General features: G+C 34.4%; 16 protein-coding genes, 2 tRNA genes and 1 pseudogene. 2 read left to right on the forward strand and 17 right to left on the reverse strand.

The genetic code is table 11. The annotated features are described in order from the left end of the window. Positions 1-6: 6 nt before the first annotated feature. The 17 genes and pseudogenes from M9897_04965 to M9897_05045 all read right to left on the reverse strand — a co-directional run bounded on the left by M9897_04965 (position 7) and on the right by M9897_05045 (position 16896). A complete protein-coding gene (locus M9897_04965; GenBank protein ID MCO5268230.1) occupies positions 7-1140 on the reverse strand; it encodes an O-antigen ligase family protein in 1134 nt (377 codons plus the stop codon). Further along, positions 1127-2152 carry a hypothetical protein gene (locus tag M9897_04970; protein MCO5268231.1) on the reverse strand — a complete coding sequence of 342 codons (1026 nt, stop codon included), beginning with the start codon at positions 2150-2152 and terminating at the stop codon, positions 1127-1129. Before M9897_04970 ends, M9897_04965 begins: the two co-directional genes overlap by 14 nt. After that, positions 2149-3261, reverse strand: a complete 1113-nt coding sequence (locus M9897_04975; GenBank protein MCO5268232.1) for a CapA family protein — start codon at positions 3259-3261, stop codon at positions 2149-2151. Before M9897_04975 ends, M9897_04970 begins: the two co-directional genes overlap by 4 nt. After that, the gene (locus M9897_04980) at positions 3258-4418 is read right to left on the reverse strand and encodes a glycosyltransferase family 4 protein (protein ID MCO5268233.1); all 1161 of its coding nucleotides are present in this window, start codon (positions 4416-4418) and stop codon (positions 3258-3260) included. Before M9897_04980 ends, M9897_04975 begins: the two co-directional genes overlap by 4 nt. Beyond that, positions 4415-5269 (reverse strand): UDP-N-acetylmuramate dehydrogenase, encoded by an 855-nt coding sequence (murB, locus tag M9897_04985; GenBank protein ID MCO5268234.1) that lies wholly within the window; start codon positions 5267-5269, stop codon positions 4415-4417. The genes M9897_04980 and murB overlap by 4 nt, the downstream gene beginning before the upstream one ends. Then, entirely contained in the window at positions 5269-6564 is a 1296-nt protein-coding gene (locus M9897_04990) for a flippase (GenBank protein MCO5268235.1), read from the reverse strand. The genes murB and M9897_04990 overlap by 1 nt, the downstream gene beginning before the upstream one ends. Next, positions 6565-7092 (reverse strand): hypothetical protein, encoded by a 528-nt coding sequence (locus M9897_04995; protein ID MCO5268236.1) that lies wholly within the window; start codon positions 7090-7092, stop codon positions 6565-6567. Continuing rightward, complete coding sequence (locus tag M9897_05000) at positions 7089-8330, reverse strand: UDP-N-acetylglucosamine 1-carboxyvinyltransferase (GenBank protein MCO5268237.1); 1242 nt, start codon at positions 8328-8330, stop codon at positions 7089-7091. Before M9897_05000 ends, M9897_04995 begins: the two co-directional genes overlap by 4 nt. 195 nt (positions 8331-8525) lie before the next feature. Next, the gene (locus M9897_05005; GenBank protein ID MCO5268238.1) at positions 8526-9593 is read right to left on the reverse strand and encodes an AAA family ATPase; all 1068 of its coding nucleotides are present in this window, start codon (positions 9591-9593) and stop codon (positions 8526-8528) included. Positions 9594-9675: 82 nt separating this feature from the next. After that, positions 9676-10014, reverse strand: a pseudogene (locus M9897_05010) (LPS biosynthesis protein WbpP). 16 nt (positions 10015-10030) lie between these two features. Continuing rightward, positions 10031-11608 carry a putative DNA binding domain-containing protein gene (locus M9897_05015; GenBank protein ID MCO5268239.1) on the reverse strand — a complete coding sequence of 526 codons (1578 nt, stop codon included), beginning with the start codon at positions 11606-11608 and terminating at the stop codon, positions 10031-10033. A 5-nt stretch (positions 11609-11613) separates the two neighbouring features. After that, a complete protein-coding gene (locus M9897_05020; protein MCO5268240.1) occupies positions 11614-12582 on the reverse strand; it encodes an SDR family oxidoreductase in 969 nt (322 codons plus the stop codon). A 185-nt stretch (positions 12583-12767) separates the two neighbouring features. Beyond that, positions 12768-14036 (reverse strand): nucleotide sugar dehydrogenase, encoded by a 1269-nt coding sequence (locus M9897_05025; protein MCO5268241.1) that lies wholly within the window; start codon positions 14034-14036, stop codon positions 12768-12770. Between the two features lie 188 nt (positions 14037-14224). Next, positions 14225-14779 (reverse strand): UpxY family transcription antiterminator, encoded by a 555-nt coding sequence (locus tag M9897_05030; GenBank protein MCO5268242.1) that lies wholly within the window; start codon positions 14777-14779, stop codon positions 14225-14227. 231 nt (positions 14780-15010) lie between these two features. After that, the gene (locus M9897_05035) at positions 15011-16087 is read right to left on the reverse strand and encodes an acyl-CoA desaturase (GenBank protein ID MCO5268243.1); all 1077 of its coding nucleotides are present in this window, start codon (positions 16085-16087) and stop codon (positions 15011-15013) included. 102 nt (positions 16088-16189) lie between these two features. Further along, complete coding sequence (locus tag M9897_05040; protein ID MCO5268244.1) at positions 16190-16525, reverse strand: DUF6150 family protein; 336 nt, start codon at positions 16523-16525, stop codon at positions 16190-16192. After that, positions 16522-16896: a DUF6150 family protein gene (locus M9897_05045; GenBank protein MCO5268245.1), complete on the reverse strand. Its 375-nt coding sequence runs from the start codon at positions 16894-16896 to the stop codon at positions 16522-16524. Before M9897_05045 ends, M9897_05040 begins: the two co-directional genes overlap by 4 nt. Positions 16897-17211: 315 nt before the next feature. On the opposite strand from M9897_05045, the gene M9897_05050 reads away from it, so the two are divergent. Further along, positions 17212-17298, forward strand: a tRNA-Ser gene (locus M9897_05050). Positions 17299-17593: 295 nt separating this feature from the next. Next, a tRNA-Pro gene (locus M9897_05055) sits at positions 17594-17668 on the forward strand. Positions 17669-17678: the final 10 nt, after the last annotated feature.

Raw genomic sequence — 17678 nt, forward strand, 5'->3', positions numbered from 1 at the left:
CAACAATTATTTACGTCCAATAAGGTAAGCTATTAGCATGGATTGAAAAATAAAAGATTCAGTATATATTCCCATAGAAAATAATGTTTTTATAATCCAAGTGATTATCAAAGTGTATCCCAACATCTTAAGCATAAAAGAACCTTTATAGAGTATTATAAATTTAAATAAATAAATAAATAAGAATAGATAGATAGATACCCCCAATAATCCAAAGTTAGATAACAATTCAAGCCAATCATTATGTGCCAGCCCCATTCCACTAAGAATTGTTGAACCAGCAAACCCAAATCCTAATAATAGATGTAGAAAATTGTCACTATTCAGCCAGCCATTCCAAATATTGTAATAAATGATATTTCTTTGGCTAGAATCCCCTTCTTTAGTTTGTTCAATTCTTTGAAGTAAAAAACTATCATTTTCTATTAAATTAGAAAGGAAATAATATATGCTAATAATACCAATAAGAATGAGAATATAACTAAAGAAATTATTTTTTCTCTGGCTCCTTATCAAATAATAGAGATAAAGCAATGCTGAAATTATACCTATAAGAATAGCACCTCTCTTTGTGCTCTCTACAATAAAATACAAACAAATTAATAGAATTAAAAGTGGGATTATCTTAGATTTTTTATGAAAGAAAAGAAATGGAATGATGGAAACAAAACTATATCCAACATTATTTACGACATTCTCTTTTCCAAAACGTTCTAAAACTAAATCATGGTTAAAATAAAACTCTAGAACAATAACAGGTAACATAACGAGCCCAAAAATTAAAATATATCGTTCACTAATCAAATTCCTACTTGAAAAGTAATAAAATGGATAAAATGAAAGAAGTGCCATCATAACGACTTTTAACATGGAAAAGTGGACTTTGTTCATAATATCTCCTGTGAATAAAAAACCAATCAGGTTTAAAAAAACAAGAGAAGACCAGAGAATAAAAATATTATTCTTTTTTTCATTAGAAAAGAGTAACCGTATAAAATAATAGAGGGAAATGAATAGAATTACTAATAAAGAAACTTGAGATATTATTGACCCGCTTTCATACACAGATCCTTGCAAAAAATATGCAACAATTAGAATAAACAGTGTATTACGAGCAAATATGTTTTTATTTATTTGCATTCAAAAGTTTTATTAAGTCCTCGACCATCCACTCCTGTGGATTAAATTTTCCTTCGTGCCAGTTCAAATTGAAATCCCAATATCCAGGACAAGCATCATAAGCTTCAACTGAAAATCCGTAGCTGAGTTCTACTATTAATGGTTTGTTGTTTTCATCAAACACAAAATCATAAGCAATAGATTGGGACTGAATTTTTTTATTCATTTCAAATGCTATTTTCACACATTCAGTGGGAATTTCTTCCTTTTCATAAACAATTCTGCCACTACCTGAAGCTCTAAAATCATTTTCACGTGTCATTCTTTTTAAGGCAAAGGCTTTGTCATCAATAACAATCACACGTATATCAAAGTTATTATTTGGAATAAATTCCTGAAAATACGCATAACCTTTTTCGTTAGGTTGGAGTTTCCCAAATTCAGTAGTCAAAAACAAACGGTAAATTCCTTTTGCAATTCCCTTTATTCCTTCTTTTCCTTGTTTTACTCTTTGAATTCTTTCCATGAAGTAACCCCATTTGTCAAAAGCAGGAAATCCCTTGCCAAAAGCTTTATGAATTAGGTGTTTTGCTTCAGATTTCGTTCGTACTAATTTTACATTTGCAGACCCAGCTCCACCTCGTAATTTCCATACTTTAGGAAAAGTTGTTTTCTCCACCCATTGCATTGCTTCTTGTTTGTCATAAAAGACATAGGATGGAACTAGGGGTGCGTCAACTGCTTCCAATAAATATTTTTGAGCCACTTTGTCATCGAAATGCCAATCGGTGTTAAAGTCAGGAAACACTTTGATTCCAGCATGTTCCAAGGCAAAAAGGGTTCTCTTCGCAACCAAAACATCTTTAAAATGCCCGTGATGATGATGCCACATTAAAGCATCGCAATCTTTTAATTGTTCAATGATATTCGTATCAAAACAATTCACAATTTTAAACGGAATTTCTTCACGTTTGCAATATGCTATCCAGCGATCTGAAAAACTACTGGGTCGGTGATGAATGGCGAGTTTCATTTTTCTAAATATTTTCTCAATACCTCCTTAGACAAATCTCTATGCGCTTCACATCTTGTCAGATTAAGATATAAAGCGCTTGCTTTCTTATTGGGCTTAGCAAATCCCAAAAGAGAAAACATTTTTCTAAAATATTTATTGCTTATAAAACTTAATATTGACCAATAGTTTAGATATTGCTTTTCCTTTTGTTTTATAAATCTCTGCCAAGCGCCTTGCAAAAGGCTATTGTCAATTATTGTTTTATTAAATACCTCAATGCGTTTTTCAACTTCCACAATATTTTTACTTAACGAAAGAGAAAACGTTTCTTTTTCTTGTTGGATGGCTATAAATTTAGCACCCAATTCTCCTGATATTATTTCTACTTGTAATATTAAACCATTATACCAATCATCGATTTGACTGTTGTGCGTAAATAAAAAATTACCTAAACTATAATAAATAGGAACATCTTTCCATGTTTCAAATCCACTAATACAATGTGTATGATGTCCCACAATTAAATCAGCACCTTCTTCTGCATAAAAACGATATTGTTTTTGTATTCTTGGACTTGGTAAGTTATAATATTCATGTCCGCCATGTATAATAACAATCACATTCTTTGCATTCTTTTTTGCTTCTCTAATTTGTTTTATATTTTCGATAACATCCATTGGATTTGCTCCAGCATAAATAGACGTAGCACTTGCCCATTCATTTTCAGCAAAATTCACAATGGCTATTCTCCCCTCATCTGATTCAATATATAAAGTTTTGGATGCCTCTAGTAAGTTTTTACCTGCACCAACCGTTTGAATATTATTTTCTTTACAGAATTCTAAAGTATTTTTTACACCTTTTTCATCATAATCTAAAATGTGATTATTAGCTAAAGTAACTGCATTTATCTCTAATGTTTTTAAAACATCTAAAGTGCTTTCTCTTTCCGCCTTTAGATTAGGGCCTGTTTTTGTGATTTTGGACATTGAATTTGTTACAGGAGCCTCTAGATTTACGATATTATAGTCTGAAGACTGAAATAAATCTATTAGAGAAGAATCTATCCTTTCTTTTGTATTGTATACTCGATCAATAACTAAATCACCTGTTATTAAAATTCTCATTTTCTACCATTTAAATAAAAGTGATATAAGGTTCTTAAAATAAATATTGAATCTTTAAAAATATTATGCTTTTTAAGAATAGCCTTTTTATATGCTTCAATATACTTATTTGACACCCTCTCAATATCAAAATAATGTTCAAAAAAATTCTGTGCTTGAAAAGCTTGTTCACGATACCTAATTTCATCAGAGATAATTCTTATTATTAAATCCAAACTTTTTTGCACCTCCTTTTCCTCAAAGACATTCCTTTCAGAGAAATTTGTTTCAAAAGCTACTTTAAAATTATCCTTATCCAATAAAACCGGTAATTCCCCTTGGCTATTAATAGCGAGTATAGGTATAGAAAGTGACGCTGCTTCCATTAATCCCCTCCCAGTTCCGATTACAGCATCAGCTAAATATAACATTTTTGATGCTTCTTTCGTCGAATATTCATCGAATACAAAAATTATCTTACCCTCTTTAACGAATCTATTTTCTTGAAATTTATCAAATATCTCATAATCCTCTATTGTACCTATTATTAAAAGTCTTATATTAGAAATATTTTTGTTTAGTAAAACTGAAATAAGATTTATCGAATCAATGATACTCTTTAAATAGGCTTTCCCAACTCTACATATTCGAACAAATGTGAATAGATCGTTATTTCTTTCGAGTTTTTGTTCTTCCCCTTTATAAGGTGAAACTGCAACAACTCTGTTGGGAATTAAGTTTATATTTGAATTTCTAAATTTATATTGATTTTGAAACCAGTTTAGATTTTCAAGACTAAACAAAACAAGATTTGGGATATATGGATAGCTCGCAGGATTCGGCCCCCCACATTTATTTACAAAGACATTATATTTCTTAAGTGAAAAAAAAAGTCTAATCAAAAGGTATGAACCTAAATCAAAACAATGTATAATATCAAATTCTTCCCCTTTCTTTATTTGGATTAATTCTTTACGAAGTTTAATGATATTCGTTCCATGAAAAGGTAGATGTTTCCGAAAGTTAGCATTATCTCGAATGACATCACTTTTTCCCGGACCTATCGTATATATCTCAATCACATTCGATTTGGCTAAGGAATTAGAAATATGATTTAGTGAGTGAAAATGTCCACCTCTTCCGTGTCCCATAACCGAAATAAAAAAAATAATTTTCATATCACTCTTTGTTCTACTTCTAAGTCAATATTGAATTTTTCTTTTACCTGTCTTTTTACTTCAACAATAATATCTAGTATATCTTTACCAGAAGCATTGTTAAAATTTATAATAAATCCCCCATGTTTTTCTGATATTTTCGCTCCACCTACTGTATATCCTTTTAAGTTTAACTCATCCATCAGAGCACCTACATAATGTCCTTTTGGTCGTTTAAAAACACTTCCGCAATTAGGATAGTTCCGTGGTTGCTTTGCCCAGCGTTTTTCCTTAATCGTTTCCATCTTTTCTACAATATCATTGCGCAACCCCTTGGTTAATTGAAGCCAACATCTCAGAATAATCTTGTCAGTATTTTTCTGAAAGAAACTATTCCGATATTCAAAACAAATATCTTTATTAAGCATTTCTTTGACCTGCATATCCAATAGGTCTAAATATTTAACCTTAATTAAAATATCCTTAATTTCTTCTCCACTCGAACCTGCATTCATAATCACCGCTCCCCCTATGGAGCTTGGTATATCATAAAACATTTCTAAACCTGACAATTCTTTATCCAAAGCAAATTCACAGACTTGTTTTGTAAAAGCTCCAGCTTCAACTTCGATTACATCGTTTTCTAATAATCTTATTTCACTATAATTCCCGTTAAAAATAATAATAGGCTTTTCATAATACTCTTTTGATAAAATTAGATTATGCCCACTCCCAAAAAGTAAATAATCTTTTCTTTCCTGATAAAGATTTATAATCTCTTGTTTGTTGTCCGGGAAAAACACCTCTTTCCCAATAGCCTGTATTCTATAGGCATTGAAGTTGGTCAAATCAAAATCTTTATACTGTTTCATTATCGTTTGATGATTTTCTTGATAATTCCTTTTATAGGGGCAAAATCCTCTCTTCTAAATTTTAAAATTTCTTTAATTGGTATTTTAGTCTCCTTACTGTAAAAATATAAGAAAAGGACTCCTGCTACACCGTAACTAATTGTTGACGAATAAGCAGCACCGTTTGCTCCATATTTTGGGATGAAAAAATAATTTAAAATAATATTTACACCCAATGCTGGCAGCATTGCCCACATAGCTATCCAAGGTTTTCCTCGTCCGGCTAAATCCATATTTATTACTTTAAAAATAGTTAGGGCCAATATTCCAGGTAATAAATAATTTAAGACAGAGACACTTCCATAAAATTCCTTCCCGTACATCAATGGAATAATATATTCAGAAAGAAAAAGGAGCACCAAAGCTCCCAGTCCCACACCGATAAATGAAACTCTTAATAATCGGATTACTTTATATGAAAATTCTTTTTGCTTTTTTGAAACAGCCGACCGCGCAAAAACTATTGAACTAAATAACATTGGAATTTCCCATAAATATTCTGCAAAACCTGCTCCTTTCGAATAAATTCCTAATTCGAATGCAGTGCTGAGCTTGTCAATCATAATCACATCAACTCTATAATTCAACCCTATAACCAACAATGATAGGGCATATATCATACCTAAAGAAAGCATGGACTGAATCACTCTCCATTCAAATTTTAAGCTAAAAGATTTTAGAAATTTATTTTTAAAAAGTAAAACAATAGACATAAATAATCCACCTAAAATAGTGGCTAACATTGCTCCAGCGATATCCCAATGAAGCAAAATGACAAATATAACAGCACCCAATAATACAATAAGAGTTGGAATCCAGTTAATCCTATTATACGTTTTAATATCATTTCTACCTAAAAACAAACCTGAATTATACTTATTAAACAAAGTAAATGGAATAGGCAATAAAGCCAAACTAACTAATAGTAAATTATCTCCAGAGTTACTAAAGTATCTCATCAATAAGTAACAAGTTACTAAAGAAATAATAACTGTTATCATCCAAATTTGCGTTATCGCAGTTTTAATTTGTTCTTCAGAAAATATTTTCTTTCCAGTATAAAAAGTAGTTGCTTGGCTTATTCCAAGAGATCCAAAGGATAGAAATAATGAAGGATAGACCGTTAGTGCAGCTATTGTTCCATTTCCTGATGGTCCTATATATCGTGCAATAATGATAGAACTACCTAAACCAAAGCTTATGATTAATATTTTTGAAAAACCAATCGATAAAAAATCTTTAAAAAATGATGCCATTTATTTATTGATAATTTTACAAGGTATTCCGACAGCAGTTGCTTTTTCTGGAACATTAATATTCACGACTGCATTAGCGCCAATAACTGCATTTTGTCCTATAATTATGCCTCCGATTAATTTTGCACCAACGAAAATTTTTGCTCCTTTCTTAACAATGGGATAATTAAACTCTACCCCCTTTCTCCCATGACTTCCAAAAGTAACGTATTGAAAAATAGTCACATTATCCTCAATTACTGTTTTGTCACCAATTACAATTCCAATAGGATGTGCCAATCTAATATTTTTACCCAAAATAGAATTGTATGATATTTCACAGCCTCTTTTAGAAATCATTTTGTACCTTAATCTTGAGGCAACAAGATGTAGAATCTTAAACTTACTTTGATAGCAATACTTTCCAATTCTATGATTTAATAAAACTCTAAAACTTGGATTAAAATAAAAAGCTTTTAAAAATACTATAAATCCATGCTTTTTACCCAAATCTCCTTTTATTTCATTAAGTAATTTTTTTATAGTCATAATTTCACTCCTAAATTATTTAGTTTCTTTTCTAGACTCTCATATCCCCTTTGAATTTGCCATGCATTATCAATAATTGTTTCGCCTTCTGCAGTTAAACCTGCTAATAATAATGCAATTCCTGCTCGTAAATCTAATGCTGTAACTTGTGTTCCTTTTAATTGTTCTCCACCGTCTATTACTAACAAATCACCTTTCACTTGATATTTCAACCCCATCTTTGCTAATTCTTCCGCGTAACCATACCTACCAGGAAATCTTAAATCGATAATTTTAGATATTCCTTTGGACATCGCTCCATAAACCGCAAATAAAGGCTGCATGTCTGAGTTTATCCCAGGATAAGGACCAGTACTGATTTCAACTGGATATGTATCACTTCCTTTGACAATTATGCTATTATTTCCTTTGTATAATATCATTCCACTTTCTCGCAAAAACACCATAGGAACCTCAAGATGCTCAAATGGAAAATCTTCAATTTCTATTTCTCCTCCAGTAATAGAAGCGCCTATTGCCCAAGTTAAAGCTTCCATGTTATCAGGAATAACAGAATGTTTAACTCCATTTAGTTTATCCACTCCTTCAACTACGATGCATTTCTGACCATAAACTTTTATTTTTGCTCCCATTTTATTGAGCATGGTTATTAAATCAATTATTTCAGGTCGGATGTGTGGTCCCCAAATAGTGGTTGTTCCATGTGCTAATGTTGCACAAAGGATACTATTTTCTGTTGCACCTGTGGAACGCATAGGTAGAAAAATATCTGTCGCTTTCAATTGCTCCTCAACTTTGGTACATAAGTATCCTTCCTCCTCCCATACTTTAGCCCCCATTCTTTCCCATATCATCACATGCAAATCATACTTTCTATCACCTAATTTACATCCACCTGGTAGTGGAACTTTACCTCCTCCAAATCGAGTTGTTAGACATCCGAGGATTAATAACGAATTCCTAATAGAACGCTCATCCCAAATTAAATCGGTATCAACATTGTTTTCCGTTATCTTTATAAAATCATTGAAAACTTGGCAGGGCTTTCCCATCTTTTCCAACATTTTTATATGCACCTGCATATCTAATAATCCATTTGGTGCATTAAAAAGCTCAACTGGTTCGTCTGTTAGTAATGAAGCTGTTAATAGTTTAAGCCCTGAATTTTTCGCACCGCTTACTTTAATTTTACCTTCAAGTTTAGATTTTGATACTTTTATAATAGTTTTCTTTTCCATGTTAATACATCATTCTATATTTTAAACGTGAACATACTGATGATATAATCTTTGATATGTTCGTCTCAAATTATCTTCAAAATTCCCAATCCTCTCAATACATCAACCCAAAATGCCATAACGGAATAGTATTTAAAAATCCGCTTTCTATGTCGGCTTTAACGACAAAGCCATTTTCTGCATTTTTAATTTGCTTCAGTCCTTTATTTTTCCGCCTACCTCAAAAACGATGTTATCTATTTTAAAATCTGCTATTGATGAAGAAAAAATGGCGTGTTGTACTTTCAATTGATTCAAAAAGAATGTTTCTCGAATGTTTCCAATATTCTGATTTTCTTTGGCTAGACCATACATCAGGTTAGTGTTGTCTAAATAGATTTTTTCAACCTTTCCTAAACTTCGTATGCCTTCCGTTTCAGTTCGTAATTGTGCGAGCATGCCCGCCTCTTCCATGAAAAGAAGATAATCGGGAATATTGTTTCGACTAACGCTAATCATTTCTACAATTTTGCTCATATTTGGTTTAAACGGAACACTTTCTGCAACAATGGCCAACAATTGTTTCAATTTCCTGCCCGTCGATACATTCATATCTGCATAGGTTGGAATATCGCTTTCTAAGGTTTGATTAATCACCTGTTGCAATCGCAAATCAAAATCATCTTCTAAAGCAAATGGATAATATCCATTCTTGAGGTAAGCATCAAACAACGGCAGAGGATGTTGAATTTGTTCCACTTTTATTTGATGATTCAGTATTTCTTCTAGCGTAAAGGTTGGGGTTTTTATTTGGTGAAAAAGTTGTAAATACTCCCGGAAAGACAAACCTTGCATGTTATAGATTATCGCTCTTCGACTTAAATCAGAACTTCCTTTTTTAATATCCAATACCGAGGACCCCGTAAAGACGACTTTTAATTCTTTGTGGTAATCAGAAATTAATTTTAATTCTTTAGACCAATTCGAATATTTATGGATTTCATCTATGAAGAGATATTTTCCGCCATATTTCACAAAGATATCCGCTAAATCAATCAAACGATTTTTAACAAAATAAAAATCTTCAGCGTTAACATATAATGTTTGACGGGTATTAAGATGATTTTTGATGTATTGTAACACCAGCGTTGTTTTTCCCACACCTCTTGGTCCAATGAGTCCAATTAATCTATTTTCCCAATTAATCTGCCGATAAGCATATCGAACGAACGTGGTATCCGTCTTAGCTATTAATCGATTTGAAGATTCAAATAAGGCGTCCATTTTATATATTTTCTACTAATGTAGCTAATCTTGCACTATTATAGTGCGATTTTCTAAATATTTTGCACTACATAAATGCATTTCACTTCAAATTCTCCCAATACCACCCCGTCGCCTCCTTCAATCCCTCTGCAATTTTGTGGCTTGGTTCATATCCCATCAAGTTTTTTGCTTTTTCTACACTTGCCAGCGAATGCGGGATATCCCCCACACGGTTTGGTCCATGTACTGCTTCTATATGCGCAATTTCTGGGTCGTAAGCGCTCAAATTTTCTTTGAGGTACCTCACTAAATCGTTGAGCGTCGTTCTATCTCCAACAGCTGTATTATATATTTGGTTGATAGCTACAGGGTTTTCTGTGAGCATCGCCAGTTCGTTCATCTGTATTACATTATCAATATAGGTGAAGTCACGGGAGTAAATCATTTTCAATTTATTACTCTTTCTGCTTAACAATTTTCCAAATTCCCGTTTTATCAGCACCCACTCTTGTAATTAGTTTTAGTTTTCTTATCCTCTGTAAGGATTTTTCGATAGTACTTATGGATACGCCTACTATTTTTGCCATTTCTTGTCTGGTAATGCTTGGGAATAATGCTATGAGTAATAATACATTACCCTCTCTTTCCGATAAAGATTCATTTATAATTTTGTCATTTACCCCGTAAATACCCCGTAAATACCCCGTAAATACCCCGTAAATACCCCGTAATCTATCTAAGTTGAATTCGGGAGTTGAGTTTAATAACTCGGTTATATTTTCAAAACCTTTTTTCCAATCGATAGAAGAATGAACATCAGCATCTTTGGTAGTATTTGTTTTTAGCTGCATACTTACTATTACGGAATCAAAACTCATATCGTATTCAGGTGTTGTTTGGTTATAATCCTTCCAATTTTGCTCCATTTTATCAAACCCAAAACCTGCATTTTCTGCCAACTTAACCATTCTAAAAAGTTTTGCAAGAATTGGATTTCTTGGAATGGAAAGGTCTTTTTCTTTTAATTCTGATAATAGTTTGGGTAACCCACCTGGATTATAAAACTCAATTCTATTGGAAAAGATGCGAACCCTCGGACAACTTTGAGCATAATAATCAGCATGCATCAACATGTTAACCAATGCTTCCCTTACCGCTTTAAGACCTGTAGAAAGTTCTTCCCCAAATCCCTCATTAGATAGTTGAAATTGGATATCAACTACCTTTCTAATACGCTTAAAACATTCAAAATATGCTTCCCACAGATTTTCATAATCATCCTCCGTAAGCCGGAAAGTATATCTTGATAAGGAATCCCCATAATTGGTTCCTGGAATTTCTAATAAATCTATCCGAAAATCAGGAAAGAATTTCTCAATCTGATTGCGCTGACCAAAAAATAGCAAACCTGCCACTGTACATTCTTTTGAGGAAGAATCGATTACACGCATACTTGTTAAAAAATCGTCTAATTCTTTCTGATTGTATCCTACGGTCGGATTAAACCTACTCATATAGTCGCGATACTCTCGAATAGATTTTGATTTTAAGTTAGTTACAGAAGTGTTTTTAACAGCTTCGGATGTTTTTACACCAAAGGATTGATCCCGAAACATAGCGTCTATTTCTTCGGAGCTTGCTCTTAAATCACCACTTCCTTTACGAATAAAAGTATTTGCTTGATTGTTGTAATAGACAGGTTTTTTAGAAGAGGGAGGAATATAAAAACCCAACACCTTTTTATCCCCTATTTTGTAAAATTTACAGTTGGGAAGGATTGGAATGTTAAACTTCTGCCCTCCACGAAGGGTCGCTAGGAAATCTTGTTCTAATTTTTCAGCATTATTCACTCCTTCAATAAGAAAATCTTTGCCTTTCTGTTGAATTCCTAAAATAATCCATCCTCCAAAAGAATTAGAGAAAGAACTTACAGTTTCCCATACATCTTTTGGAATGGTTGATTTTGCAGCCTTTACTTCAAAATCCTCCCATTCAAGATCTGATAATTTTTTAAGTAATTCCTTTTTAGTCATTATTCCTACCTCAAATTCTCCCAATACCACCCCGTCGCCTCCTTCAATCCCTCCGCAATTTTGTGGCTTGGCTCATATCCCATCAAGTTTTTTGCTTTTTCTACACTTGCTAAGGAATGCGGGATATCCCCCACACGGTTTGGTCCATGTACTGCTTCTATATGCGCAATTTCTGGGTCGTAAGCGCTCAAATTTTCTTTGAGGTATTTCACTAAATCGTTGAGCGTTGTTCTATCTCCAACAGCTGTATTATATATTTGGTTAATAGCTTCGGGATTATCCGTGAGCATTGCCAGTTCGTTCATCTGTATCACATTATCAATATAGGTGAAGTCACGGGAGTAATCGCCAGAACCGTTAATGGTAGGAGCTTCGTGCGCCATGAGTTGTTTTACAAATAAAGGAATTACCGCTGCATACGCTCCATTGGGGTCTTGTCGCCTTCCAAATACGTTAAAGTAGCGCAATCCAATAAATTCCAGTCCGTAGGTGCGTGCAAAGATCTCTGCATAGAGCTCGTTTACGTATTTTGTAATCGCATAGGGAGAAAGCGGTTTACCAATCACCTCTTCTACCTTAGGAAGACCTTGGGAGTCACCATAGGTGGAAGAACTTGCCGCAAAGACAAAGCGTTTAACTTTTTCATCACGAGCTGCTACGAGCATATTTAAAAAGCCAGAGATATTGACCTCGTTGGTGGTAATAGGGTCGTTGATGGAACGCGGTACAGAACCCAGTGCTGCTTGGTGTAAGACGTAATCGCAACCGGCTACGGCTTTTTTACAGGTATCGAGGTCACGGATATCGCCTTCGATTAATTTGAAATTATTATTGGTTAAAAAAACCTCAATATTAACACGGTGTCCTGTGGAAAAATTATCTAAACAAATTACTTCGTGACCTTTGTTTAAGAAATGTTCTACTAGATTGGAGCCGATGAAGCCGGCTCCGCCGGTTATTAAGATTTTATTCATTTTTTGTATTCTATTTGTTTATGTGTTGATCAGGGGATAAACGTAGCCCCACACGACCGGTTATTAAGATTTTATTCATTTTGATTTTGGATCGATCATTCTGGGGATAAATGTAGCCTCACACGGCCGTGTGTGGCTACATATACCCCAATGACACATACATCCCCAAAACCGAATTAGCAAATTTACAACCTTCCATCCGCATTTTTGGTTACCCCCTTCACATCGAAGACAACTGCCTTATCTTTTTTGAGTTTTTCTAAGTTTAATTCTGCGAATTCTTTATGTGCTACAGCGACGATGATGGCATCGTATGTATCTCCGTTTATTTGGGGTAAGATATCGATGTTATATTCATGTTTTACTGCAGCTGCTTCTGCCCATGGATCGTAGATATCTACGTTTACTCCGTACTCTATGAGTCCTTCGTAAATATCAATGGTTCGTGTATTTCGTATATCGGGACAATTTTCTTTAAAGGTGATTCCCAGCATCAGCACTTTGGCGTTGTTTACGTTAATTCCTTTCTTAATCATCAATTTCACGGTTTGGCTAGCTACGTATCCACCCATGGAATCGTTCAATCTTCTACCAGCCAAGATAATTTCAGGATGATAACCCATTTCTTGCGCTTTTTGAGCTAAATAGTATGGGTCCACACCAATACAGTGACCACCGACTAGCCCCGGTTGGAAGGGGAGGAAGTTCCATTTCGTACTCGCAGCCGCTAATACCGCTTGTGTGTCAATTCCTAGCGTATTAAAAATCTTAGACAATTCATTCACAAATGCGATATTGATATCCCGTTGAGAGTTTTCAATAACCTTTGCAGCCTCAGCTACTTTGATGGAAGGAGCCAGGTGAGTTCCAGCTTCTAGTACACTGTTGTATGTATTGTCAATTATTTTGGCTATTTCAGGTGTTGAACCCGAAGTAATTTTTAAGATTTTCTCAACGGTATGTTTTTTATCTCCCGGGTTGATACGTTCAGGGGAATATCCTGCGAAGAAATCCACGTTGAATTTAAGTCCGCTCACCTTTTCGAGAATGGGAACACATATTTCCTCTGTAACTCCAGGGTAAACTGTAGATTCATATACAACGATATCGCCTTTTTGCAGCACTTTCCCTACAGTTTCACTCGCTTTTTCCAGCGGTGTTAAGTCAGGACGTTTGTACTCATCGATAGGAGTAGGGACAGTAACCACGTAGAAATTACTATCTCGGATATCCTCCAATTGATTGGTACAATAGAGTCCGGTCTCGTCGTTATTCGAAGATTTCAGTACAGCCTTTAGAACGTCGTTATCCACCTCTAGGGTAGAGTCAACCCCACTTCTTAGTTCATCAATACGATGTTGGTTAATATCAAAACCAGTAACCTTGTACTTAGTAGCAAATAGGCGAGCAAGCGGTAAACCCACGTAGCCTAATCCTATAATTGTTATTTTCATTTAATATATTTTTAATTTCCTACTCCTCACCCTGAGCCTGTCGAAGGGTGAGCCTGTCGAAGGGTGAGCCTGTCAAAGGGTTAACTCACCCCACGGCTTCGCCGCTCTCAGTCCCATCTTGGACTACAGTAATTTTAGGTATTATATCTCGGTTTTCGCAATGAAAACCATTGTTTGTAGTGGTGTTTCTAATTTTTAGTCACCTTTACAATTTTATTTTTAGGTATGCTCACGTTGTATCCAATTCCCAATGATGGAATTTCGATTAACACACGGAAGTTACCAGTTTCTTCTACTGCATTAGCAAAGAGTCCACGGAATGGACCGCTAATAATTTGTACCTCTTCACCTTTTTTATAGGAATCGAGTTTCACTGCATCGAAATCGAGTTCTTCAGAGGTCAAGATGCGCAGATGTTCAATTTCTTGCGGCGTCACCTTTCCCAGTTCTCCGTTTAATTTCAGAAAATTACAAAACCCAGGGATGGTATAGATCAGGTCTTTGCTAACGTTTGGATTTTGTATAAAAACGAAAGAGGGGATAAGGGGCGTTTGAATTTTTTTCTTTCGATCGCTCCAGATACGTATTTTAGTTTCCAGAGGCAGGTATGTTTGATACCCGAGTTCAGTTAATTGTTGAGCCACCTTCTTTTCGAAGCGAGCTTTTGTTCGAACAATAAACCATTGTTGATCAAGTTGTTTATTTGGTTGGTTATCAATTTGTTGATTAGTTAGAATTTCCATTCCTATATAGTCTCTTTATTTGTAGGTTTTGTTAAAAATAAATTATGCGCATAAATATATGATATCTTTATCTCTATTACTACGTAAATGGTCGGGAAAAGTTATTTTTATTTTGAAATGACTTATTCCATTTTCAATATTTGTTAGAATAAGGAGTGTCACGTTCTATTGTTTTTGCAGTGTTTGTAATGTCCTCCCCCCAGCCCCCTCCAGAGGGGGAGTTTGGGTTTTTTATGCCTTTGCTCCGATAGCTTTTAGGTGTTTCAAATGCGAAAAGAAAGCTCCTTTGAAGTTGGCATATTCATGGTAAGAAATATCGTATTTTACGCATACTTCTTTCACAATTTTGTTGATTTCAGGGTAGTGAATATGGCTAATTCGTGGAAATAGGTGATGTTCCACTTGAAAATTAAGACCTCCGATCATCCATGACAGCACTTTATTTTTAGTGGCAAGATTGGCAGTTGTTTGTAATTGGTGAACGAACCAGTTTTCTTTAATTTTAAGGGAATCAGTTTCGGGGATAGGAAAATTGACCTCTTCTACCACGTGTGCCAATTGAAATATTACGCTAATTACAATTCCCGTTACACCCGCCATGATAAAATAGCCAACTAAGGCATGCTTCCAGCCAACCATGTATAGTGGAATCAAAATAAAGAGGGTAACATATACTAATTTTGTAGCCCAAAAACCGATATGATTTTTCAATTTCATTTTTGCCACTTTCTTTTGTGCGATTTTTCCAGTAAAATACTTTGTGAAATCGTTGTATGCAACCCAGAAAAGGTAGGTAATGGAATATAGGATTAAGGCATAAACATGTTGAAATTTGTGAAAGAAATAGCGCTTTTGTTCGTGGTTTGTACGTATAAACGGTTTGATATCAATATCATCATCAAAGCCTTCAATGTTTGTGAAAGTATGATGTATGATGTTGTGTTTAATCTTCCAATAATAAGTACTTCCTCCCATGAGGTTTAAAGAATATCCCATGATACTATTTAGCCATTTTTTATTAGAATAGCAGTCGTGTCCGCCGTCGTGCATCATGTTAAATCCTATGAAGGCAAAAACAAAACCTAGAACGACACATAAGATGATATTCACCCAAGTAGGAAGGGTTCCGAAAATAAGGGTAAAATAAATAGCAATCAGAGCGCACATTAGCACGATCGATTTATGGAATAGTCTCCAGTCTCCTGATTTCTTTTTATTATTCAGTTTGAAATATGCATTTACTCTTTCTATGAGTTCATTGGAGAAATTCGTATGTATATCGTTGGAGAAAGAAATCTTTTGTGCCATGAGCTTTAAATTTTGTCAAAGGTAGAAGTAAAAAGAAGAAATAAGTAGATAATCAGTATAAAATTGAAAAAAAATCCCCTTTGTAATTTTAAAGACTGAAACTTAAAATAGCAGATGCATTTTACTTTTTTCTTTCCATTCAGCATCGTATTTACTCTTTACAAAATAAATTTTCAGATCTGCATCGTATTTATTGTCGGTAAAATAAATAATTTTATCAGCGTCGTATTTGCTTTCCACAAAGTACCAGAATCCTTTATTTCCGTCAGCATCATATTTACTACTTACCTTATATACTAATAAATCTGCATCGTATTTGCTATCCACTACAAACACTTTCACTTGTGCATCGTATTTGCTGCTGGCAGAATAGATTTTTTGACTAAATACAGAAGTGTTGACAATAAGAACAATAGTTAGTAATATTCCAATCTTCATGGTTTTTCACTTTTTAAAATATTTTCTAAAACCACTCTTTTTTCTTGAGAAACCCACCCGGCCTCCTCACGAGAATATACAGGAAACACGTTTACATCGGCTTCTTCTTGATTAAACACAAATGTGGCTATTATGGGCATTTTCTTCTCTTCTTTTTTATTCTTAGGAAAGTACCAGATTCCCTCTATCCAATTCACGTCCTCTTTGTTAAAAGTCAGGTACACTTTCAGGTTTGCATCTTTTTCCTTTTCTACCCTGTATATATGAATGACGGTTTGATTCATAGATGTTTTTTTTATTTTTTTCTGAGCAGCCGCAAATGTTGTTATCAGTAAGAAAACACAAAGAATGAGTGGGGTTGCTAATTTCATTATTTATTTGTTAGAGATGTAAAAATACAAAAAAAACCTCGTAGTGTATGTATAAAGAACTAATAATTAATCAAAACAGTCAACCCTTTTTAGGGAAGCTCATCGTTCAACTTTCATGCTGATAGATATCAGTATTCCGCTTCTCCTATCGATGACTTCCGACATAATCTGTATCTTATTCTAAAGTAAGTATCAGAGCTGCTCCCGCTATTGGAAATATTTTTTTTAAAAACCTTTGAATACTCCAATTTATTACTATTTTTGCAAACTCAATTTGAGATAATGTTTAAACGAAAGCATTAAAATTTGACATTAGGAGGGATGGGTGAGTGGCTGAAACCAACAGTTTGCTAAACTGTCGAACCAGTAATGGTTCCGGGGGTTCGAATCCCCCTTCCTCCGCAGGTAAAACGGAAATAAGGTGAAGAAGTGAAAAACTTTGCAAAATCTTCTTATAGAATCCGGGGATGAGAACCCGGGGTTCGAACCGTAGCGGAATGCAATGGAGCGGAGCTCACGAAATCCTGGAACAGGATGAGTAATCCCCCTTCCTCCGCAGGTAAAACGGAAATAAGAAAATTTTATAAAAAATAACTTCACTTTTGTTACTTTTAAAAAGAGTTATTATCTTTGCCTCCGTTTTGAAAAACATTCAATATAAACGATATTGAATTTTGAAAATTTTAAATGACCCGTTCGGGGTGTAGCGTAGCCCGGTCATCGCGCCTGGTTTGGGACCAGGAGGTCGCAGGTTCGAATCCTGCCACCCCGACAAGGGGATG

The sequence above is a fragment of the Brumimicrobium sp. genome (assembly GCA_023957385.1).
Lineage (GTDB): Bacteria > Bacteroidota > Bacteroidia > Flavobacteriales_D > Crocinitomicaceae > Brumimicrobium.